Origin of the sequence: Limnohabitans sp. Hippo3, assembly GCF_003063665.1 — a bacterium.
Classification (GTDB): Bacteria; Pseudomonadota; Gammaproteobacteria; order Burkholderiales; family Burkholderiaceae_C; genus Limnohabitans_A.
Genome location: NZ_NESF01000008.1, coordinates 38,160 through 59,554 on the forward strand (window position 1 = coordinate 38,160; position 21,395 = coordinate 59,554).

Here is a 21,395-nt window from a genome sequence, read left to right on the forward strand (position 1 = left end):
TGGGTCAATGGTGGGGTGGGTGAAAAAAATCAAACAGCGCCGGACTCGGCTGAGGGCAGCCACTCTTCCAGAGTGACTTCCAAAGTGGCAAACACCAGGTTGTGGCCAGGCACAAAACGACCGCTGACCACCTGGCCTGCGGCATCGACGACCACACCGCTCAGGTCGGCGGTGGTCTGGCCGTGGGCGTCGGTGCGCAGCTCGCCAAACAGGCTGAGCACCTCCACGGCGGGGCCTTCGACAAAGATCTGTTGGCCCGAAGGGACCTGCAGACAGGCATCGACCAGACTGCCCAGCCCCACACGCACCAGCGCATGGCGCAGGCCCTGGGCACGGCAAATGGCCTGCAGGCCCTGGACCAAGTCTTCGTTGGGGGCCATGCGGCCGTACACCATGCGGCCCAGACGGCCCTCTTCGGTCTGCGTGGTGTGAACAGCTTCAACCATGGTGTGCGCCTGCAACGGTGGCCACAGCCGGGGGCTGGATGGCATGGGGTTTGAGCATGTGCAGGCGGGTTTCGTCGTCAAAACCCAGGCGCAGCGCCACGCCATCCAACACCGACACCAACACCGTGACGGGCCGCTGGCCCACCACGGTGCGGGGGGTCAGCACATGCCCACCGCGCACACGACCTTGGGCATCGGCAAAACTGGCGTGGCAATGGATCACAGGCGCACCTTGCGCGTCCTGGCCAAGGGTGGCGCTGCCGCGCAGCAAGCTGGCGCCCTGCAAGACGATGGGTTGGCCATAGGTGGCCATGAGCTGGCCTGCAGGATCAGGGACAGGCAGGCAATACGCCACCTCGGCCAGGTCACCGCCCATGAGCGCCATGGCGGCGGCCTGGACACCTGCAGCGCCCAGCGCACGCGTCAAGCCCTCGTGCAAACAAGTGCCCGCCGTCAAGGACAAACGGATTTGCCGCCCGCCATGGGCCGCCACGTGTGACAGGCGCAGGTCTGCGCGTGGCCCGGGATGGACCAATGTGCGTGGCCGCCCGGAGGCGGGCTCCGGGAGGTGTCCCGGTGCGGGAGCTGCCATGTCATGTCTCCTGGCCTGTGCTGGCCATCTGTTCTTGGCTCGACCTCGTGGGGTCGCTTTGGGTTTGTATTTTGAGACCAATTCAGGGCCTCTCTTTGTTTCTGTTAAATTTACTTTACAGATTAATCTATTTGCAAAATATATCAATGGACATGCGCCACCTGCGGTGTTTTGTCGCTGTGGCCGAAGAACTCCACTTCGGCCGTGCCGCCCAACGCCTGCACCTCACCCAGCCCCCGGTCAGCCTCGCCATCAAGGAGCTCGAAGACGAATTGGGCGTGCGCCTGCTCGAACGCACCTCGCGCCGCATCGCCCTGACCCCGGCCGGAGCAGAGGCCCTGCAAGACGCCTATGCGGTGCTGGCCTCGGCCGACCTGATGCGCCGCCGCGCCCAGGAAGCGGCCCAAGGCCTGATGGGCTCGCTGACCATCGGCTTCATCAGCCTGCCCGCTTATTCGTTTTTGCCGACGCTGCTGCGGCGCTTCACGCAGGACTACCCCCGGGTCAAGGTGTCTTTGCTCGAAGGCACCACCGACCAGCTGATCCACGACGTGGAAAGTGGGCGCATCGACCTGGGCCTGGTGTTCCAGACCTCGGACCTGCCGCCCACGCTGGATGCGCAACTGGTGCTGCTCGAGCCCCTGGTGGTGGCTTTGCCCGAACACCACCCGGCCGCTGCACAGGCCACGGTGTCCTTGGGCAAGCTGGCGCAAGAGCAATTTTTGGGCTTTGAGCGGCACAACGGCCCGATGATGTTCGACGCCATCGTGGCCACCTGCATGAAGCACGGTTTCAGCCCGCAAATTTTCAGCGCCCGCCAGATGCACACCATCGTCAGCATGGTCAGCGGCGGCTTGGGCGTGGCGCTGGTGCCAGCCTGTGTGCAGGCGCTGCAACGCCAAGGTGTGGTCTACCGACCCCTGCGTGGTGACAAACCCCAGGTGGCCACCGAAGCCGTCTGGCGGTCATCCGACCAGTCCCCCGTTTTGCAAGCCTTCCGGCAGATGCTGCCCAAGGTCAAATAGCGCAGCTCCAAAGAAGCAGCCCGCAGGGCCGAAGCACTGCGGGCTGAAGACAAGATGAACAAAGGGTGGCTTGCGCCACCCTTTGCCATGAGGTTTGCCTTGACGGGCTTTAGCCGTGGTAGGCCGACTCACCGTGCGAAGAGATGTCCAGACCTTCGCGCTCTTCTTCTTCCGTGACACGCAGACCGATGGTCAGGTCCACGATCTTGAAGGCGACCACCGACACCACACCCGACCAGACAATGGTCAGCAGCACAGCCTTGGCCTGGGTCCAGACCTGCGCGGCGATGGAGTAAGCGTCTGGCGTGACCATGGCCACGGTGACCCAGTCACCCACGGCGCTCGGGCCACCCAAGGCGGGCGAGTTGAACACACCGGTCAGCAAGGCACCGACGATACCGCCCACACCGTGCACACCGAACACGTCCAGCGAGTCGTCTGCGCCCAGCATCTTCTTGAGGCCGTTCACACCCCACAGGCAAGCAAAACCTGCCACGATGCCGATCACCAGACCACCGACGAGGCCGACGTTGCCTGCAGCGGGCGTGATGGCGACCAGGCCGGCCACCGCACCCGAAGCGGCACCCAGCATGGAGGCTTTGCCGCGCATCAGGGCTTCACCCACGCACCAGGCCAGCACGGCACCGGCTGTGGCGACCAAGGTGTTGATGAAGGCCAGGGCTGCGAAACCGTTGGCTTCCAGCGCCGAGCCGGCGTTGAAACCGAACCAGCCCACCCACAGCAAGGACGCGCCCACCATGGTCAAAGTCAGGCTGTGCGGAGCCATGGCTTCACGGCCATAACCGATGCGCTTGCCGACCATGAAGGCACCCACCAGACCCGCGACAGCGGCGTTGATGTGCACCACCGTGCCGCCTGCAAAGTCCAGTGCGCCCCACTGCCAGATCAAGCCGGCCTTGCTGGTCATTTCGTCGGCCACTTCCTTGGCGGTGTAGGCGTCAGGGCCCATCCAGAACCAGACCATGTGCGCCACAGGCAGGTAGCTGAAGGTGAACCACAGCACCATGAAAGCGAGCACGGCAGAGAACTTGATGCGCTCGGCGAATGCGCCGACGATCAGCGCACAGGTGATGCCCGCGAACGTGGCCTGGAAAGCGGCAAACGAGATCTCGGGAATGACCACGCCCTTGCTGAAGGTGGCCGCGTTGGCGAAGGTGCCACCCACGTTGTCCCAAATGCCCTTCATGAACAGGCGGTCAAAACCGCCAATGAAGGCATTGCCCTCGGTGAAGGCCAGGCTGTAGCCATAGATGAACCACAGCACGGTGATCATCGAGAAGGTGACCACCACCTGCATCAGCACCGACAGCATGTTCTTGCTGCGCACCAGGCCACCGTAGAACAGGGCCAGGCCCGGAATGACCATCAGGATCACGAGGATGGTGGAGACCATCATCCAGGCGATGTCGCCCTTGTTGGGCACGGGTGCGGGTGCCGTTTCGGCTGCAGCGGGGGCCGCAGCAGCAGGTGCTGCAGGGGCGGGTGCAGCGTCCGGTTTGGCTTCAGCCGCTGGTGCCGTCACGGCAGCAGGGGCAGCGGTTTGTGCGGTGGCGACAGACGCCGTGCCGAACACACCGAGACCCAGACTCAGGCCCAAGGCCAGGGTAGCGAGTAGTTTTTTCATTTATCGACTCTCTTTCTGATGCATCAAAGGGCTTCTGCGCCGGTTTCACCGGTGCGGATGCGAACCACTTGCTCGAGGTCGTACACGAAGATCTTGCCGTCGCCGATCTTGCCGGTGCGGGCACCGGACTCGATGGCTTCGATCACGCGCTCGACCAGTTCGTCCGAGACAGCGGCTTCGATCTTCACTTTGGGCAAAAAGTCGACCACGTATTCCGCGCCGCGGTACAGCTCGGTGTGGCCTTTTTGACGACCAAAGCCTTTGACTTCGGTCACGGTGATGCCCTGCACGCCGATGCCCGAAAGTGCTTCACGCACCTCGTCCAGCTTGAAGGGTTTGATGATGGCGGTCACCAGTTTCATGTTGGCTCCTTGTGTGTGTGCGGGGATCAGAAGGCGTATTTCAGGCCGACGACCAGGCCGGTCTTGCCCGTGAATTTGCCTGCGGGCGTGACATACAGGGCCTTGTCAGCGTCGGTGCCCACCAAAGCGGCCGTGGCCGACAGACCGTTGCCCAGGTCCTTGCCCAAAGTCAGCGCGTAATCGGTGTAGGAATAAGCCCCGTTGTTTTTCACGGACTGATAACCCACATGCGGGACCAGGCTGAAGCCGCCGCCCAGGTCAAACGTGCCGCTCAGGTCCACGTAATAGCTGTTTTTGCTGTTTGCAAAACCGAACAGGTTAGAAATAGCATGCGAATATTTCAGGGTCGCAGGGCCGAAGGTGGCCGCCCCGTAGATTTCATTGGTGTTGGCGCTGACCGCCAATTTGTTGCTGGGGTATTCGTAACGGAGGAAGCCCAGGTCATACGACACATCACCCACCGCACCTTTGTAGCCTGCGTACAAGTCCAGCTCTGCAGAGGCATCACCGCCTGCATCTTTGATCCACTTGATGCTGGAACCCCAAGCGCCCACATAAAAACCACTCTTGTCGGCGTAATCCACACCACCTTGCAAAGCGGGCTGCAGACGGGACTGGGAAATGCCACGGTAACGGTAGTCGCTGGTCACGCCCACATTGAAGGACAGGCTGCTCTCGGGAGTCGCCGTCTGGGCTTGTGCCAAACCGCTCACAGAACCCAAAGCCAGAGCCATCAGGGAAGGAACGAAGATTTTTTTCATGGTGAACTCCAAAAAAGTGAAGAAAGGACAAGCACCTCATGCAGATAGCGTGCCAACTCACTTCAGACCCCATCACCAAGGGCATTTACCAGTGCATGCCCGCTCTGTGCGTGCTTGAATGGCATTCCAACAAGATCCGTGCACATGATCTGCGTGCACGGACACACACCATGCACCAGCATGGGGCAGGGAGAGGATATGAGTCTCAGTTTGGTGCACAGCCGCGCATTGGTCGGCCTGCAAGCGCCCGCCGTCACCGTCGAGGTGCATCTGGCCAACGGTCTGCCCAGCTTCACGCTGGTCGGGCTGGCCGATGTGGAAGTGAAAGAAGCGCGCGAGCGCGTGCGCTCGGCCTTGCAAAACAGCGGACTGGACTTTCCGCACAACAAACGCATCACCGTCAACCTGGCCCCGGCGGACTTGCCCAAAGACTCCGGGCGGCTGGACTTGCCGATTGCGCTGGGCATATTGGCCGCCAGCGGGCAGATCGACGCCAGCAAGCTGAACGGCTACGAATTCGCGGGCGAGTTGTCGCTGTCGGGCGAACTGCGCCCGGTGCGCGGCGCCCTGGCCATGAGCCTGGTGCTGCGCCAGCAACACGTGCGCACCCGGCTCGTGTTGCCCCCAGGCAGCGCCGAAGAGGCCGCCCTCGCACCGGACGCCGAAGTCTTCCGGGCGCGGCATCTGCTCGACGTGGTGCAACAGTTCCTGCCACCCTCCAACGAGCCCCCGCCGGAGCCGGGCGAGGGCTGGGTGCGCATGGCGGCCTCTGTGCCCCATGCACCACCACGCTACGCTGACCTGGCCGATGTGAAAGGCCAAGCCGGCGTGAAACGGGTGCTGGAAATCGCCGCCGCAGGAGGCCACTCGCTGCTCATGGTCGGCCCACCGGGCTCGGGCAAATCCATGCTGGCCCAGCGCTTTGCGGGTTTGCTGCCGCCCATGTCGATCGAAGATGCGCTGGAGTCGGCGGCGGTGGCCAGCTTGGTCGGGCGCTTCGATTTGGCCCGCTGGGCGCAACGCCCCACCGGCCAGCCGCACCATTCGGCCAGTGCCGTGGCTTTGGTCGGTGGCGGCTCGCCGCCCCGACCTGGAGAAATTTCACTGGCGCACCATGGGGTGCTCTTCCTGGACGAACTCCCGGAATTTCCAAGAGCCGCTTTGGAAGCCCTGCGCGAGCCACTGGAGAGCGGCACCATCACCATCGCCCGGGCAGCGCGGCGGGCCGAGTTTCCTGCACGTTTTCAGCTGGTCGCAGCCATGAACCCCTGCCCCTGCGGCTACCTGGGCAGCAGCACACGGGCCTGCCGCTGCTCGCCCGACCAGGTCAGCCGCTACCAGGGCAAGCTCAGCGGGCCACTGCTCGACCGGATCGATTTGCACATCGAAGTGCCCAGCCTGAGTGCACAAGACCTGCTGAACGCCCCGCCCGGCGAAAGCACCAAGGCCATTGCGGCCCGCAGCTTAGCCGCCCGTGAACGAGCGCTGGCCCGGCAAGGCTGCGCCAACGCGGCGTTGCAAGGCCAGGCCATCGACACCCATTCACGTCTGGATGAGAGCGCCACCAGCTTGCTGCAAAAGGCTGCCGCCAAGCTCGGCTGGAGCGGGCGCAGCACCCACCGCAGCCTGAAAGTCGCCCGCACCATCGCCGATCTGGCGGGCAGCGACACCATTGCTGCCGCACACGTGGCCGAAGCGGTGCAATACCGCCGGGTGCTCAAGGAATCCTGAAGTGCGCCATGGCGGCCACCGGCTGGGCCAAGGGTATGCTCTGACCCATGCACCCTCTGTACCGCAGCGTGGCGGCCTGAAGCACTTTCTGCCGTGCACCCACCGCGCCTGATTCCCTTCAGCTTCTGGCTGTCTTTGCCCCAGCTCATCACCTGGGGCAGTGTTTTCTACACCTTTTCCTTGCTCATGACGCCCCTAGAGGCCGAGCTGGGCATGGGGCGTGCCGAGTCTTCGCTGGCCTTCAGCCTGGCGCTGTTGGCCGAAGGCTTGATGGCTTATGCGGTCGGCCGCTGGATCGACGCCGGACACGAACGTGTGGTGATGACGCTGGGGTCGGTATGGGTGGGGCTGGGTTTGCTGGGGCACAGCGCAGTGACATCGGTGACCGGGTTTTATGCCGCCTGGATCTGGCTGGGCCTGGGCATGGCCGCCACCCTCTACACCCCGGCATTTGCGGTGGTCACAAGGCGCTATGGGCAGGACTTTCGCCGCGCCATCATCACCCTCACGTTTCTAGGCGGCTTGGCCAGCACCGTGTTCATCCCTTTGTTTTCCTGGTGGATGGACCTTTGGGGTTGGCGACAAGCCCTGTGGGCGCTGGCGGCGCTGCAATTTTTGGTGTGCATGCCTTTGCACGGCTGGCTGCTGCAAGGCGCACCGCGCTCCTCCCGCCATGCACCGTCAAAAAATGGAAACAACAGGCCAACGACACTGCCGTCCACGGTGTCGGTGCGTGAACACCTGCGGCACACCCCCTTTTGGCTGCTGGCCCTGTTCATGGTGTTCATGATGTCGGTGACCTCTGCACTGCCCGCCCACATGATCGCTTTGCTGCAAGAGGCAGGTTTGTCGCCCACATGGGTGATTGCCGTGCCGGCGGCCATTGGCGTGATCCAGGTGGTGGGGCGCGTGGTGTTGTTTCTCTTTGAACGCCGCTGGGACGTGCACACTGCCAACCGCTGGATTCCTGGCTTTATTCCCATGGGGGTGCTGGCGCTGTTGCTCGGGGGTTTTCACCCGGCAGGGGCACTGCTGTTTGTGCTGTTGTTCGGCCTGGGCAACGGCATGATCACCATCGTCAAGGGGACGGCGCTGGCCCAGTACGTGAGCCGCGACCACGTAGGCCAACTCAATGGCTTGCTGGGCCTGCCGATCGCGGTGGCCAGAGCCGCTGCCCCTTTGACGGTGGGCCTGCTGTGGTCACCCGCAAGCGGTTACCAGTTGGCCCTGCTGTGGCTGCTGGTGGCCAGCCTGTTGGCCACCGCCGCCATGTGGGTGGCTCAAAGACATGCCCTGAATACCCAACCTTGAGGGGTGTGCAAACCGCCACAGCCGAAGCTGCGTCCCTGCTTATATCCACAACGGCATATATAACCAACTAAAAAATCGTTCCCATGTCTTTGGCGGCTGGCCACAATCGCACCATTGTTTTCAACCACCCTCAAGGGATTGTCCAAATGAAACACCTCACCACCCTGGTTCTGGGCCTGGCCCTGTCGGCCGCCGCCTCGGCCGCCCAACCCCTGCTCAGCCCCGCCGAGCTGCAGGCCAAACTGAACAACCCCCAAGTGCGCGTGATCGACATCCGCGACGCCAAGTCTTATGCCGCCGGGCACATTGCCGGCGCGGTGAACGCGCCTTACGGCAGCTGGCGCGGCCCCGCGCACAACCCCGGCGAACTGCCCGAGTTGCCCAAGCTGACGGCGCTGGTGCAAAGCCTGGGCCTGACGCCCGCCACCCACGCGGTGGTGGTGTCGAGCGGCGCTGACGCCACCGACTTCGGTGCCTCCGCCCGCGTGTACTGGACGCTCAAGGTGCTGGGCCTCAAAGAACTGTCCGTGCTCAACGGCGGCCTGAAAGCCTGGAGCGAAGCCGGTCTGACGCAAAACACCGACGCCGTCAAAGTCGCCGCCAGCAACTTCCAGCCTAAACTGGACCCAAGCCAGATCGCCACCAAAGAAGAGCTGATCCAGCGCGTGAAGGCCGGTGACGCCACCCTGATCGACGCCCGCCCTGCCGCCTTCTTCAACGGCGAAACCAAAGCCCCTGCCGCCAAAGTGGCTGGCACCCTGGACGGCGCTGTGAACCTGCAACACGACAAGTGGTTCGCCCCCGGCAGCTCGACCTTTGTGCCCGCTGACCAGGCCAAGAAAATCGCCGCCGCCAGCCCGATCGACCCCGCCAAAGAAACCGTGTCTTTCTGCAACACCGGCCACTGGGCAGCGACCAACTGGTTTGCCATGTCCGAAGTGTTGGGCCAGAAAAACGTGAAACTCTACGCGGGCTCCATGGTCGAGTGGTCGCAAGACCCGAACGGTCTGCCCATGGCCAACGTGCCCAGCCGCACCACCCAGCTGCTGCAAGACGCCAAGGCCTGGGGCGCCAAAACCTTCAGCAAATGATGGTCCAATAAGGCTTATGAAACGACTCCCTTTAGCGGCCATCCTGGCCGCTTTTTTCATCTTCCTGATCCTCGAAGTCTCGGTGCGCCAGTCGGTCTTGCTGCTGGTGGGCGTGGGCATGGGCGCGGCTTTGGCCGGGGCACGCTTTGGGTTCACCACCGGCTGGCGTCAGCTCATCGAACAACGCAACCCGCAAGGCGTGGCTGGCCAGGTGCTGCTGCTGGCCTTGGCCAGCTTGGCAGCGCTGCCGCTGCTGGGCCAGTTTTCTGAACTGCACGCCGCCCTCGGGCCACCCAGCGTGAGCCTGCTGGTGGGCGCTTTCGTGTTTGGGCTGACCATGCAAATTGCCGACGGCTGCGGCTCGGGCACGCTCTACAAAGCGGGCCTGGGTGTGCCGCTCAACATGGGCATCCTGCCTCTGTTTGCCCTGGGCAGCTTTCTGGGCTCGGTGCACCTGGACAGCTGGTTGTCACTGGGCCAGATGGAACCTGTGAGCCTGAGTGAGCAACTGGGCACCTCCGGGGCCTTGGGCCTGACCCTGGCGCTGCTGGCCGCCGTGCTGGTGGTCACCCGCCTGTGGGTGGGCGCGGGCCAAACCTGGTTCAACAAACGCTGGCTCTGGGGTGCCGTGGCACTGGCCATCCTGGCCACCATCAACCTGCTGCTGGCCGGCCAACCCTGGGGCGTGGTCTATGGCTTTGGCCTGTGGACCGCCAAAGGTGCGGTGGCGCTGGGCCTGTTCGACCCGGCGGTCAACGCCTTCTGGGGCCAAGCGGGTAACGCAGAGCGCCTGACGCAAACCGTGCTGATGGACGTGACCACCATCACCAACATCGGCATCCTGGGCGGCGCGCTGTGGGTCTCGGCCAAGGCGCCTGGCGACAGCAAACCCCTCACAACGCAGCAATGGGTGATCGGCCTGGTGGCCGGCTTTGTGATGGGCTACAGCTCGCGCCTGGCCTTTGGCTGCAACATCGGCGCCATGCTCAGCGGCATCTCCACCGGCAGCCTGCACGGCTGGATCTGGGCGCCATTGGCCTTCGCGGGCACGCTGATCGGTGTGCGCGTGCGCCGCCACTACCAATTTTGAAGGAGGCCGCATGAACAAAACACAGCAACTGCAAGCGGTCTTCTGGCTCAGCCTGGCCGCCTTTCTGGCCTGGGACTTCAAGTCGTCCAATCCCGTCGACCTGCGCAACGAGCCGCCGCTGATTGCGGCCGGCTCAGGCCAGGCCACGAGTGGTGGGCATTGTTCGATGGCGAAGTGAGACGATTCAGCGCTGACACAGCAGCAACAACTTGTAACCCATTTCAGTGAAGATGTATCGGGTGAAGCCATCACTTTCGCGTGAGGCTTGAGAGGCATATTTTTTATTGAGATGCCATGTGCATGGCAAAGGCCCGTACCTTCGCGGATTGGCGTCTTTGCGGTGGGCTGACCAAGTGAATCGGCAAAGAGGGTGCGGGCCAGTCCGGCAGCAGCACCTGCAACTCCCCACTGGCCACCTCGTCCTCGAACAGCCAAGTCGGCGAATAGCCAATGCCCATGCCTGACAGCACGGAGGCTCGTATCACTTCGCTGCTATTGGTTTGCAGATTGCCTTGGGCACGGATGGTGACCTGGGTGCCTTCTTCTGCGAGTGCGCCTGGGCCTGCAGTGAACGTCCAGGCGTTCTGAGTGGCAAGCTCCGAATAGACAATGCAGTTGTGCTGTAAAAGGTCTTGCGGCACCTGTGGCACCTTCAGGCCATCCGCTAACGCATGCAAATATGGGCGACTCGCGATCACCATGCGTTGGGTGGTGCCAATGCGGATGGCCACCAAAGAGCTGTCGGACAGTTCGCCAATTCTGACAGCGACGTCAATGCCTTCTTCAACCAGATCGATGAACCCATCGCTCAACCGCAGGTCGATTTTGACTTTGGGGTGAGCCGCCAAAAAACGCTTCACCAATGGCAACAGTTTGAGTCGTCCATAGCCAACTGAAGCGGCCACCCGCAGCCAGCCACTCAATTCTTGTTCGCTTTGAAATACTTCTGATTCGGCTTCTGCGATTTCAGCAACCAAGCGCCTGGCCTGGGAAAAGTAGCGTTCGCCTGCCTCGGTCAAAGCCAATGACCGTGTGGTGCGACTGAGCAACTGTGCCCCCAGCTCGCGCTCAAGCGCAGCCACTTGTTTGCTCACACGGCTCTGTGTGGTTTGGGTCTCTCTCGCCACTGCAGAGAAACTGCCCGCTTCCACCACCCGAACAAATGCATGCATTGCACTCAATTTATCCATGAAACGCCCTTATTCATTCCGACTTGGAATGAATGTTAGTCCGATATCACGCCTAGTGCAATCGATCAAAAGCATCAACACTGCATCCACTCCATTGATATACAGATGCGTGAGGCCTTTTGCATGACCACCAGCTCGATAACGCCTGCACAGACAAGTCACCAAGAGCGCAAGCAATTCGCCAAAGGCATCGCGGTGGGGCTGATCGCCGCCAGCATTGGTGCGCTCTACACCGTGTTTGCTCGCTGGGGCATGGCTCACGGGCTGTCCTCACCTGATCTCACGGTGCTGCGATTTGGCGTAGCGGGCATCCTCATGCTGCCAGTCATCGTCGTCGCCTGCCGACGTGATGTGGCCCAGTTCACGACCCGCTGGCGGGTATGGCTGCTGGTGGCATTGTTGGCGGGCACGCCATTTGGGTTACTGATGTTCGGTGCTTTGCAGTTCGCGCCCCCCAGTCATGCCGCTGTGTTCCCGTTCACCGCCATGAGCGTGATGGGGATGGTCTTAGGCGCGATGCTGCTGGGTGACCGCATGACACTGCGCCGAGTCATGGGCATTGCTGTGGTGCTGACAGGCTTGGTCCTCGTGTCTGGGGTTGAGGCTTCGAGCCTCACACTGCGTGCATCGATCGGTGACGCCATGTTCCTTGCGGCCGGGACCTTATGGGCAGGCTTTGGCATCGTGCTGCGCAAGCACCGACTCGACCCCTTACTCGCCACCGCGGTGATCTCGATCAGCGCATTGTTCACTTATGTGCCTGCTTATTTTTGGTTCACCGGAGGACAAAGTCTGGTTTTAGCCGCTCCCTTTGTTTTTTGGACAGAGGTGCTGGTACAAGGCGTGATTGCAGGGGCAGGCACGCTTTACTCCTATTCCAAAATGGTGTCCTTGCTCGGCCCCTCCCGCGCAGCTGTGTTTCCAGCTTTGGCGCCTGGCTTGGCCGCATTGATGGCTTGGCCAGTCCTTGGACATGTGCCAGCACCCATGGAAACCATGGGGCTGTTGTTGGTCATGACAGGTTTGATCGTTGCTGTGACAACTTCCGCAGGTTCAGCCAAAAAACCTTGAGTACCAAATCAACGGCCATGACAGCTTTCCGTCGAGAGTGACACCAAAACTGAACGAAGGTCAGGGCCTATTCAATTTGTTTGTCGCGCCATTTCACGGCAATGTCTGCATCCATGCCCGGATCGAGTAAACATCAAACAGCGTGCCGTAGGCATCAAAAAACAACCGCTTTGATCATCACCGCCTACTCCTGATCGATCTTCAAGAAACAGTTTTCGCATCCTGTCCAAACAGAATGGATTTCGCTTTTTCATCTACGGTGGGTGCGACGTTGATGGTCTTGGCCAGCTCATACGATCTTTTCGTCGCTGGGCGATTTTGTATCCGCGCCAACCATTGAGCGAGTGCCGGAAATTGAGTCAAGTCCTGGCGTTGACGCTCATGCGGTACCACCCAAGGATAGGCCGCCATGTCTGCGATGGAGTAGTCGCCACAGATGTAATCCCGTCCATCGGACAAATGCTTGTTCAAAACGCCATACAAGCGAGATGTTTCCTTGACGTAGCGGTCAATGGCGTAGGGAATCTGTTCAGGGGCGTACTGCACAAAATGGTGATTTTGACCCGCCATCGGACCCAGGCCACCCATTTGCCAGAACAACCATTTCAGACATTCATTTCTTCCACGCAGGTCCTGAGGAATGAATTTTTTTGTTTTGTCAGCCAAATACAAAAGAATCGCGCCCGACTCAAAAATGCTGATCGGCTCGCCGCCGTCTGCAGGCAACGTATCAACAATGGCGGGGATTCGATTGTTCGGGGCAATGCGCAAAAAATCAGGCCCAAATTGCTCACCCTTGCTGATGTTGATCGGCTTGATGTTGTAGGGAATGCCTGACTCTTCCAGAAACAAGGTGACCTTGTGACCGTTAGGCGTAATCCAGTAATAAAAATCAATCATGTACTTGCTCCTTTACACATCTACTGCTCTCTTTAGCGCGTCAACCAGCGCCGCGCCGCAAAGCTCAGCGCGTCCACGCAAGCCACCATCAGCAGCATGGCCGCCAAAATGGTGGCGGTCTTGTTCATGTGGAACAGGCCCATGTGGAAAGACAGCAACTGCCCCAGGCCGCCCGCACCCACCACGCCCAGCACGGCCGCGGCGCGGATGTTGTTTTCCCAGCGGTACAGCGTGTAGCTCATGAGCTGCGGCAGCACATGCGGCAAGGTGGCATACAAGAACACGCGCAGCGGCCCCACGCCTTGGGTGCGCAAGGCATCACCCGGCCCGGTGGGCACGTTTTCCATGGCCTCGGCAAACAGGCGGCCTAGCACGCCACTGGTGTGCAGGGCCAGCGCCAATGTCCCCGCCATGGGCCCGAGACCTGCCGAGATCAAGAGCAAAGCCGCCCACACCAGTTCGGGAATGGCGCGCAACGCATTGAGCAACCAGCGTGTGGGGCTGCGCAGCCAAGCCGGGTCTTGGGTGCTCAAGCGGCTGGCCGGCACCGCCAGCGCCAGGCCCAAAACCGCCGCCATGGCGGTGCCCAGCGCCGACATGGCTAAAGTTTCCCAAGCGGCCCAGGCCACCTTGTTCACAAACACGGGCGACAAGTCGGGCGGAAAAAACTCCGCCACAAAGCGGCCCATGCTGCGCGCCGCCTCCATCGATGCAAAAGCCGCCCAATCCAAGTCGAGCGACACAAAGCTGGCCATCACCAAGGCCCCCAAAGCCACGGTGAACCAACACGCCTTGCAGCGGGCATCAAAAATTGGCGGCGGCAATTTGTAGGGCGGGTTGGCCGCTTCACGCGAAAAGGACTTCATGCCAGCGCCTTTCTCAGCCAGGCGCTCACGCGGTCGGCCAGCGCCACTAACGCGATGAAGACCAGCAGCAAGGTGGCCACTTCACCGCCGTTGAACATCTTCATCGAGTTGTCCAGTTGCTGACCCAGGCCCCCCGCACCCACAAAGCCCAGCACCACCGAGGAGCGGATGGCGCATTCCCAGCGGTATACGGTGTAAGACGCCAACTCAGCAGCATGGCTGGGCAGCAGCGCGTACACAAAGGCCTGCAGCCGGCCGCTGCCGTTGCGCATCAGGGTCTGGGTGGCGTGGGCTTCGCCGCTTTCCAGAATCTCGGCGTACACCTTGCCCAGCATGCCGCCATAAGTCAGCGCAATGGCCAGCACACCCGCCGTGGGCCCCAGGCCCACCACGCGCACAAACACCAGCGCCCAGATCAGTTCGGGAATGCTACGCAGCACGATCAGGGCAGCACGCACGCACCAACGCAGCACGGCTGGCCAGCGGTCCATGCGGCCGGACAAGGCCGACAGCGACAAAACCCGCGTGGCCAGCAAACTCATCGGCACAGCCAGCACCAGCGCCAGCGTGACGCCCGCGGTGGCCATGGCCACGGTGCGCCAGGTCTCGCGCAGCACCATCTGCAGAAATTCGGGGTGGTGCACCAGCGGCCAAAAACTGCGCACAAAGTCGGCGGTGACCTTGCGGTTCTCGGGCTCCCACAGCACCCAGGGTCGGAACTCGGTGGCCACACCCAGCGGCCACAAGAGCACCAGCGCCAGGCTCAACCAGAACACGCGTGCGGCAAACGCCGGGTCGCGCGTGGGTGCTGGTGCAAACGGCCGCTCGGGTGGTGAACCGGGAGGTTGGGCCACAGGCAAATGGGACACGGAAGCGGTCATGAGGTGAGCGAAACGTCTGGAACCCGAACGCCTCAGCGGCAGTGCATCACCACGGGGGCGGGCGCTGCCGGTGCAAGCTCTTGCAGCGCCGCAGGCAACGCCTCACCGCGCAACTCGTGCTCGTGCTGGTCGTACAAATGCGCCAGGCGCTCGGGGCTGACCTGATCCGGGGGCAGGTCAAACACCTGCTGGCCATCGCGCAAGCCGATGATGCGCGGAAAGTGCGCCAGTGCCATGTCCACCTGGTGCAGCGTGGCCACCAGCGTGACCTGGCGTTCACGGGCCAGGCCCACCAGTGCGGTCATGGCCATGCGGGCGCGCACCGGGTCCAGCGCCGACAGCGGTTCGTCGATCAGCCACAGGCTGGCCGGAGCCAGCAGGGCGCGGGCCAGGCCCACACGCTGGCGCTCACCACCCGACAGGCGGTCCACGCGCTCAAACAATTTGTCGCCCAGGTCAAAGTGCGCCAGCGCCTCGTAAGCGGCCGGGATGTCGGCCGGGTAAAACAGCGAACGCAAACTGGCCCACAAACCCATGGCGGGCAAACGCCCGGCCAGCACCGAAGTCACCACACGTTGGCGCGGCGGCAGAGGCGGCACCTGCGGGGCCAGAAACAACCGACAACGCAATGCGCGCAAAGCGCCTGCAGACTGGGCCCAGGGGTTCACCCCCGCCAATTGCAGCGTGCCTTGCGTGGGCGGCTGGGCACAGGCCAGCACCTGCAACAGCGTCGTCTTGCCCGCGCCCGAGGGGCCAATGATGGCCACCTGCTGGCCCGCAGCCAGCTGCAAATTCAATGCACGCAAGGCCGCTGGCACACCCGGCGTCGCCGCCGGATGCCGCGCTTCAAGGGCCTGAAGGTCAATGTTCACTGTGACGGCGTCCAGGCTTTACAGCAAGCCCGCGCTGCGTGCAGCCGACTCCAGGCCTTTGTAGTTGTCGGGCGTGGTGGGCACATAGCGGGTGGCGCGGTTGAGCTTCAGGATCTCGGCGTGCTCGGGGTTGGCGGGGTTCAGGGCCAACAAGGCGGCCTTGATTTTTTCGCGCAGGTCGGCAGGCATATCGGCGTGCACCGACCAGTTGTAGTTGAAGTAAGGCGGCGTGGTGTAGAACACGTTCACCGCCTGGGTGTCGACCTTGTTGTCGGCCACGAACTTTTTCCAGACGGTGATGTCGAGCGCAGCGGCATCGACCTTGCCGCTGACCACCGAGGCGATGGTGGCGTCGTGTGCGCCGCTGTAGGCAATGCGCTTGAAGTCTTTTTCAGGTTCGATCTTGGCTTGCAGCAAAAAGCTGCGCGGCATCAGGTGGCCCGAAGTGCTGCTTTGCGAACCGAAAGAGACTTGCTTGCCCTTCATGTCGGCCAGGGTCTTGATGCCCGAATCGGTTTTGGCAATGAACACGGACTGAAAACGCGTGTCTTCTTCACGCTGCGCCAAGGGCACCACCTTGCCACCGGAACGGATGCTGGCCTGCACAAAAGTGAAGCCGCCAAACCAGACCACATCGACCTTCTTGTTCACCAGCGATTCCACCGCCGCAGGGTAATCGGTCACGGGGGTGAATTGCACCTTCATGCCCAGCTGCTTTTCCAGGTAGTTGGCCAAGGGGGTGAACTTGCGCACCTGCTCGGTGGCGGCTTCCTCGGGGATGGTGGTCACGCGCAGCGTGGTCTGGGCCTGGGCAGCGCTGAAGGCCGACAAAGCCAACAAGCCGGCGCAGGCCGAAGTCAGGAATTTGGAAAAGAAGGTGTAGGTCATGGTGGCTTTGTAAAAGAAACAAACAGGGGAGATTACACCCTGAAATCCTTGCACCCGACCGGAAAGGGGCCAAACCTGGACAGGCCAGTAGCCGCTGCGGTGACTTAATATGCCGCATGACCACCCCCCAATTCATCCAGCTCTACCAGCACAATGCCGCCGCCGTGGCCCAGGAACTCCTGCAGGGCCTGAGCGCCCCGCAGGCCTTCACCTCGCCCAAATACCTGTACGACGCGTTGGGCTCGCGCCTGTTCGAAGCCATCACCGAGCTGCCCGAATACGACCTGACGCGCACCGAAGCGCAACTCATGCGCCTGCACAGCGCCGACATGGCCCGGCACCTGCCCACAGGCGCCTGCTGGATCGACCTGGGCGCGGGCAACTGCGAAAAAGCCGGGCGACTGCTGGGCCCCTTGCGGGCCGGGCGTTATGTGGCGGTGGACATTTCGGTGAACTTTGTGCGCCAGGCCCTGGACAGCCTGCAGCGCCAGCGCCCGGACCTGCCCATGACCGGTCTGGGCACCGACTTTTCGGGTGGTTTGGATTTGCCAGACGCGCTGGCCCTGAACGCAGCGCAGCCACGCGTCTTGTTTTACCCGGGCTCGAGCATCGGCAACTTCACACCCGATCAGGCCCTGGGCTTTTTGCAAAGCCTGCACCGCGCTTGCGGCACAGCCACGGGCAGCGGCTTGCTGATCGGGGTGGATTTGCTCAAGGACGCGGCCGAGCTGGAAGCGGCCTATGACGACGCCTTGGGCGTAACTGCTGCGTTTGACCTGAACCTGCTGCTGCACATCAACCGCCTGGTGGGCAGCAACTTTGCGGTGCGCGACTGGCGGCACCTGTCACGCTTCAACGCCGAGCAGTCACGCGTGGAAATGCACCTGCAGGCCCGCCACGCGGTGCGGGTGCAGTGGCCGGGCGGCGAGCGCCTGTTTGCCGCAGGCGAGACCATCCACACCGAAAACGCCTGCAAATGGACGGTGCCGAACTTCGAGGCCTTGCTGCGCTCGGCAGGTTTTGCCCAGACCCGTGTCTGGACCGATCCGGCCCAGCGCTTTGCGGTGTTTTGGGCAACGGTCTGAGCTTGTCGCGCATTTGATTGGTCGACAGGACCCACCTGCCCATAATGAATTCGACCCAGCACTCTTGCTGTGTACCCATTCAATGACCAGGAGACTTGCATGTTGAACGATCTGAAAGACAAAGTGGTGTTGATCACCGGCTCCAGCACCGGCATCGGGGCCGCAGCGGCGGTGGCCTTTGGCAAACAGGGGGCACGGGTGGCCGTGCATTACAACAGCAGCAAAGGTCCGGGTGAAGAGGTGCTCAAAGCCGTCCAGGCCACGGGCGCACAGGCCATCTTGCTGCAAGGCAACGTGCTCGAAACCGCCCAATGCCATCGCCTGGTCGAAGAAACCGTCAAGGCATTTGGCCGCATCGACATCCTGATCAACAACGCCGGGGCCCTGGTCCAGCGTGTGCCGATTGAAGAAATCACCGACGAGCTGTTTGACAACGTGGTGCACCTGAACGTGCGCTCGGCCATGATGTGCAGTGCCGCGGCAGTCACCGCCATGCGCCGGCAAGGCCAGGGCGGCGCCATCATCAACGTCACATCGGTCGCGGCCAGACACGGCGGTGCAGCGGGTGCGTCGCTTTATGCGGGCTCCAAAGGCTTTGTGTCCACCATGACCAAAGGTCTGGCCAAGGAACTGGTCAAAGACAAGATCCGTGTCAATGCGATCGCCCCCGGTGTGATCACCACGCCCTTCCATGAGCGCTTCTCGACGCCTCAAATGCTGGAAGGCTTCAAGGCCACGATCCCGATGAACCGTTTGGGCACCGCGGACGAATGTGCAGGCGCATTCCTGTACCTGGCTTCCGAGCAGATGTCGGGTTATGTGACGGGACAGATCATCGACATCAACGGTGGGCAGTACATGCCCTGAGTGTCAATGCACTGAGGGGTAAAGCACGGTCACGCGCCACAGGGTGCGTGGCCGGGTCAAATCGATCAGGGGTGCGCTATGCAGCAGCAAAGCGTTGTCCCAGACGATCACGTCACCGTTTTCGTAGTTGTTGGTGTAACAGTATTTTTCTTGCGTGGCGTGCGCCGCCAATTCGCGCAACAGGTCCAGTGCCTCGTCATCGGGCATGCCCTCGATGCCAAATGAGCTGCCGCTGACCGCATAGAGCGCAGGTTGGGCCGTGAAGGGATGCGACTTGACCAGTGGATGACGCACCCAGTTGACCCGCTTGGCTTGCTCGGCATTGAGCACAGAGGCCACCGTCCTCGATTGTTGGTCCAGATCGTCGCGGTTACCATAGTGGTGCTTGACCACGAGATCCTTGATTTTGGCTTTCATGCCAGTCGGCAAGTCGGCATACGCCTTGGCCTGGTTGGCAAAGGTGGTGCCGTTGGGCGCGGGCGGAACGTCCTGGGCATGCAGGATGGTGCAACGCGCCACATCGTCCAGATAGGAATAGTCGGTGTGGAAGTACGTGCCGGCATCCACCAGCCCGGTGGGTTGGCCATCCTTGAACACATTCGAAAGCATCAGGATGTTGGCATCTTCCGGGTGATGGAACGTGTCGATGACGTGCGGCGAAGGCCGCCCCCATTGCCGCGCAAAGTCCACCATTTGCGCGGCTGTGAGCGACTGGTTTTTCAGCACGACAAAACCATGCCGGTGCAAGGCGTCTGCCAGCCACTGGCTTTGGCCTGCATCGAGTGGCTGCGAAAGGTCCAGGCCCTCGATGCGGGCACCCAGAACATCACTCAAAGGCGTGGACACAAGCATGGGGCTTCACCTTCCTCAGTTGATCATTTCGGGTGAAAAAATACGCGGCAAAAACAAGGCAATCTCAGGGAAAACGATGACCGCGAAAAGCACCAGCAGCATGGGCACCACCATGATCATGGTGTCCTTGAGTGCGAACCTCAACGGCACCTTGGCCACAGCACAGGAAATCATCAGACACATTCCATATGGTGGCGTGACCAAACCAAAAGCCAAGGCCAAAATACCGATGATGGCAAAGTGCACTGGGTGCATGCCCACCGACTGGGCCAAGGGCTGCAAAGTGGTTCCCACGATGATGATCGCAGGGATCGCATCCAGGAAACAGCCCACGATCAGGAAGGCCACCGCAATGAAGATGCCCACACCCATCACGCCCATGCCCCAAGTCTGTACGTTGGAGAGCAAGGCCTTGGGAATTTGGTAATAAGCCAGCAACCAGCCAAAGACCGAAGCGGTTCCGACACAAAACAAAGCCACAGCAGACAACTTGCCTGTATCCAGGACTGCCGCGATGAATTGTTTGAAACCCATCTCACGGTAAAAGAGCAAGGACAAAGCCGTTGCGTACAAAACAGCTGCGGCAGCCGATTCTGTGGCCGTGAACCATCCCAACAAAATACCCCCCACGATGATCACGGGGGTCAACATGGCGGGAATGGACGCTGCCGCCGATTTGACCAACTCCATCCAATTGGCACGCGGATAGACGGGGTAGTTCCGCTTGATCGCATACGCATGAACGGTGGCCATTTGGGCCAGACACAACAACACCCCGGGCACGATGCCAGCCAGGTACATCGCCCCGATGGACGTGGAGATCACGCCACCCCAAACCACCATCAAGATGGAAGGTGGAATGATCACCGCAAGAACCGATGAAACTGCCGTCACTGCGATCGAAAAGGACAGGTCGTAGCCTTCTTTGACCTGTGCCTCAATGAACAATTTGCCTTGCCCTGCTGCATCCGCACTCGCCGAACCGGAAATACCGGCGAAAAACACCGACAACAGCACGTTGATCTGGGCCAATCCTCCCGGGAAATGCCCCACCAAGGCTCTGGACAGCCGCATCATGCGATCGGTGATGCCGCCGCCATTCATCAAATTGGCCGTCAACAGGAAAAACGGCACTGCCAACAAAATGAAGGAGTTGTAAGTCTTGAAGGTTTCGTTGAACAGCACCATCGGCGAAAGTCTGGGCTCCAGCAACAAAACCGGCAACGACGCCAGACCCAAGGCAAAGGCCACCGGAACCCGGATGGCCAGAAGAAGGAAAAAACCCCCGAAAAGGATCAGGGCGGCCATTCCTGGCGAAAACATGACTGAGCTCAAACCACTGACTCCTGGTTCACACTTTCATCGCCTACAGAGGGGCTGAACATGTGGTGCAACAAAAAAACCATCCACAGAAAACCGGAAATAGGCCAGGCGATAAAAATCCACCACATGGGCATATCGGCCAACTCCGAGGTCTGATTCCAACCAAACTGGGTGAATTCAATGCCCCAGTAAAAGATCACCCCTGAGAAGATCAACATGAAAAACTGGCAAGCGAACAACAGGCGCCGATTGGCCTTGGCAGACAGTTGCGGCAAGAAGTCCACGTCAAAGTGCATTTTTTCGAGTACCCCCAGTGTGGCACCCAGCATGATCAGCCAGACAAAAAAGAAACGACTCATTTCTTCCGTCCACATGTAACGGGGAATGAAGTCGGTGTACCTGGAGAAAATCTGCAAACTCACAGGCACCAGCAACAGCAGCACCGTGAAGATCAGAAAAAAAGACAACAACGCATCAATGAGGAACAACAGCTTTTTCATGATCAACTTCTGAGGTCAACAAGCAAGGCGGCGACCTTTCGGTCAC

General features: G+C 61.3%; 23 protein-coding genes and 1 pseudogene. 9 read left to right on the forward strand and 15 right to left on the reverse strand.

What is annotated here, in order from left to right:
* Positions 1-29 precede the first annotated feature (29 nt).
* Both B9Z34_RS09865 and B9Z34_RS09870 read right to left on the reverse strand, forming a co-directional pair.
* Complete coding sequence (locus B9Z34_RS09865) at positions 30-446, reverse strand: PPC domain-containing DNA-binding protein (protein ID WP_108427948.1); 417 nt, start codon at positions 444-446, stop codon at positions 30-32.
* A complete protein-coding gene (locus tag B9Z34_RS09870) occupies positions 439-1,038 on the reverse strand; it encodes a PCC domain-containing protein (protein WP_108427949.1) in 600 nt (199 codons plus the stop codon). Before B9Z34_RS09870 ends, B9Z34_RS09865 begins: the two co-directional genes overlap by 8 nt.
* Before the next feature lie 146 nt (positions 1,039-1,184).
* Here B9Z34_RS09870 and B9Z34_RS09875 point away from each other — a divergent pair, with 146 nt between their 5' ends.
* Positions 1,185-2,063 carry a LysR family transcriptional regulator gene (locus B9Z34_RS09875; protein ID WP_108427950.1) on the forward strand — a complete coding sequence of 293 codons (879 nt, stop codon included), beginning with the start codon at positions 1,185-1,187 and terminating at the stop codon, positions 2,061-2,063.
* Positions 2,064-2,172: 109 nt separating this feature from the next.
* On the opposite strand, the gene B9Z34_RS09880 is transcribed toward B9Z34_RS09875, so the two are convergent.
* From B9Z34_RS09880 to B9Z34_RS09890, 3 genes are read right to left on the reverse strand one after another with little or no spacing between them, the layout of a single operon-like run.
* Positions 2,173-3,708, reverse strand: coding sequence for an ammonium transporter (locus B9Z34_RS09880; protein WP_108427951.1), 1,536 nt, complete (start codon positions 3,706-3,708; stop codon positions 2,173-2,175).
* A gap of 23 nt (positions 3,709-3,731) precedes the next feature.
* On the reverse strand, positions 3,732-4,070 hold the full coding sequence (glnK, locus tag B9Z34_RS09885) for a P-II family nitrogen regulator (RefSeq protein ID WP_108427952.1): 339 nt from the start codon (positions 4,068-4,070) through the stop codon (positions 3,732-3,734).
* 26 nt (positions 4,071-4,096) lie between these two features.
* Positions 4,097-4,831, reverse strand: a complete 735-nt coding sequence (locus B9Z34_RS09890; RefSeq protein ID WP_108427953.1) for a TorF family putative porin — start codon at positions 4,829-4,831, stop codon at positions 4,097-4,099.
* Positions 4,832-5,029: 198 nt separating this feature from the next.
* Here B9Z34_RS09890 and B9Z34_RS09895 point away from each other — a divergent pair, with 198 nt between their 5' ends.
* From B9Z34_RS09895 to B9Z34_RS14630, 5 genes are all read left to right on the forward strand, one after another.
* A complete protein-coding gene (locus B9Z34_RS09895) occupies positions 5,030-6,562 on the forward strand; it encodes a YifB family Mg chelatase-like AAA ATPase (RefSeq protein WP_108427954.1) in 1,533 nt (510 codons plus the stop codon).
* Positions 6,563-6,655: 93 nt separating this feature from the next.
* The gene (locus B9Z34_RS09900) at positions 6,656-7,873 is read left to right on the forward strand and encodes an MFS transporter (protein WP_108427955.1); all 1,218 of its coding nucleotides are present in this window, start codon (positions 6,656-6,658) and stop codon (positions 7,871-7,873) included.
* Between the two features lie 146 nt (positions 7,874-8,019).
* On the forward strand, positions 8,020-8,964 hold the full coding sequence (locus tag B9Z34_RS09905) for a sulfurtransferase (RefSeq protein ID WP_108427956.1): 945 nt from the start codon (positions 8,020-8,022) through the stop codon (positions 8,962-8,964).
* A gap of 16 nt (positions 8,965-8,980) precedes the next feature.
* Complete coding sequence (locus B9Z34_RS09910; protein ID WP_108427957.1) at positions 8,981-10,054, forward strand: YeeE/YedE thiosulfate transporter family protein; 1,074 nt, start codon at positions 8,981-8,983, stop codon at positions 10,052-10,054.
* 10 nt (positions 10,055-10,064) lie between these two features.
* A complete protein-coding gene (locus B9Z34_RS14630; RefSeq protein WP_199220102.1) occupies positions 10,065-10,232 on the forward strand; it encodes a hypothetical protein in 168 nt (55 codons plus the stop codon).
* Between the two features lie 103 nt (positions 10,233-10,335).
* Here the strand turns inward: B9Z34_RS14630 and B9Z34_RS09915 are convergent, their stop codons facing one another.
* Together B9Z34_RS09915 and B9Z34_RS14740 are read right to left on the reverse strand one after the other, a co-directional pair.
* A complete protein-coding gene (locus B9Z34_RS09915) occupies positions 10,336-11,031 on the reverse strand; it encodes a substrate binding domain-containing protein (protein ID WP_233249540.1) in 696 nt (231 codons plus the stop codon).
* Between the two features lie 36 nt (positions 11,032-11,067).
* Positions 11,068-11,244, reverse strand: a pseudogene (locus B9Z34_RS14740) (LysR family transcriptional regulator); the annotation flags it as partial.
* 123 nt (positions 11,245-11,367) lie between these two features.
* On the opposite strand from B9Z34_RS14740, the gene B9Z34_RS09920 reads away from it, so the two are divergent.
* The gene (locus tag B9Z34_RS09920; RefSeq protein WP_158268712.1) at positions 11,368-12,315 is read left to right on the forward strand and encodes a DMT family transporter; all 948 of its coding nucleotides are present in this window, start codon (positions 11,368-11,370) and stop codon (positions 12,313-12,315) included.
* 201 nt (positions 12,316-12,516) lie between these two features.
* Here the strand turns inward: B9Z34_RS09920 and B9Z34_RS09925 are convergent, their stop codons facing one another.
* Genes B9Z34_RS09925 through B9Z34_RS09945 form a run of 5 tightly spaced genes read right to left on the reverse strand, consistent with a single transcriptional unit; the run spans position 12,517 to position 16,722 of the window.
* The gene (locus B9Z34_RS09925) at positions 12,517-13,215 is read right to left on the reverse strand and encodes a glutathione S-transferase N-terminal domain-containing protein (protein ID WP_108427960.1); all 699 of its coding nucleotides are present in this window, start codon (positions 13,213-13,215) and stop codon (positions 12,517-12,519) included.
* A gap of 32 nt (positions 13,216-13,247) precedes the next feature.
* Positions 13,248-14,081, reverse strand: coding sequence for a phosphonate ABC transporter, permease protein PhnE (gene phnE / locus B9Z34_RS09930; RefSeq protein ID WP_108427961.1), 834 nt, complete (start codon positions 14,079-14,081; stop codon positions 13,248-13,250).
* The gene (locus B9Z34_RS09935) at positions 14,078-14,962 is read right to left on the reverse strand and encodes a PhnE/PtxC family ABC transporter permease (RefSeq protein WP_369907631.1); all 885 of its coding nucleotides are present in this window, start codon (positions 14,960-14,962) and stop codon (positions 14,078-14,080) included. The genes phnE and B9Z34_RS09935 overlap by 4 nt, the downstream gene beginning before the upstream one ends.
* 32 nt (positions 14,963-14,994) lie before the next feature.
* Positions 14,995-15,834 carry a phosphonate ABC transporter ATP-binding protein gene (locus tag B9Z34_RS09940; RefSeq protein ID WP_108427962.1) on the reverse strand — a complete coding sequence of 280 codons (840 nt, stop codon included), beginning with the start codon at positions 15,832-15,834 and terminating at the stop codon, positions 14,995-14,997.
* A gap of 18 nt (positions 15,835-15,852) precedes the next feature.
* Positions 15,853-16,722 (reverse strand): putative selenate ABC transporter substrate-binding protein, encoded by an 870-nt coding sequence (locus B9Z34_RS09945; RefSeq protein ID WP_199220103.1) that lies wholly within the window; start codon positions 16,720-16,722, stop codon positions 15,853-15,855.
* 116 nt (positions 16,723-16,838) lie between these two features.
* Here B9Z34_RS09945 and egtD point away from each other — a divergent pair, with 116 nt between their 5' ends.
* Positions 16,839-17,807, forward strand: coding sequence for an L-histidine N(alpha)-methyltransferase (gene egtD, locus B9Z34_RS09950; protein ID WP_108427963.1), 969 nt, complete (start codon positions 16,839-16,841; stop codon positions 17,805-17,807).
* Between the two features lie 102 nt (positions 17,808-17,909).
* A complete protein-coding gene (locus B9Z34_RS09955; RefSeq protein ID WP_108428033.1) occupies positions 17,910-18,674 on the forward strand; it encodes an SDR family NAD(P)-dependent oxidoreductase in 765 nt (254 codons plus the stop codon).
* Positions 18,675-18,677: 3 nt separating this feature from the next.
* Here the strand turns inward: B9Z34_RS09955 and B9Z34_RS09960 are convergent, their stop codons facing one another.
* From B9Z34_RS09960 to B9Z34_RS09970, 3 genes are read right to left on the reverse strand one after another with little or no spacing between them, the layout of a single operon-like run.
* Complete coding sequence (locus tag B9Z34_RS09960) at positions 18,678-19,526, reverse strand: TauD/TfdA family dioxygenase (RefSeq protein ID WP_108427964.1); 849 nt, start codon at positions 19,524-19,526, stop codon at positions 18,678-18,680.
* Positions 19,527-19,541: 15 nt separating this feature from the next.
* Positions 19,542-20,849, reverse strand: a complete 1,308-nt coding sequence (locus B9Z34_RS09965) for a TRAP transporter large permease (protein WP_199220104.1) — start codon at positions 20,847-20,849, stop codon at positions 19,542-19,544.
* Positions 20,850-20,857: 8 nt separating this feature from the next.
* On the reverse strand, positions 20,858-21,349 hold the full coding sequence (locus B9Z34_RS09970) for a TRAP transporter small permease (protein ID WP_108427966.1): 492 nt from the start codon (positions 21,347-21,349) through the stop codon (positions 20,858-20,860).
* Between the last annotated feature and the right edge of the window lie 46 nt (positions 21,350-21,395).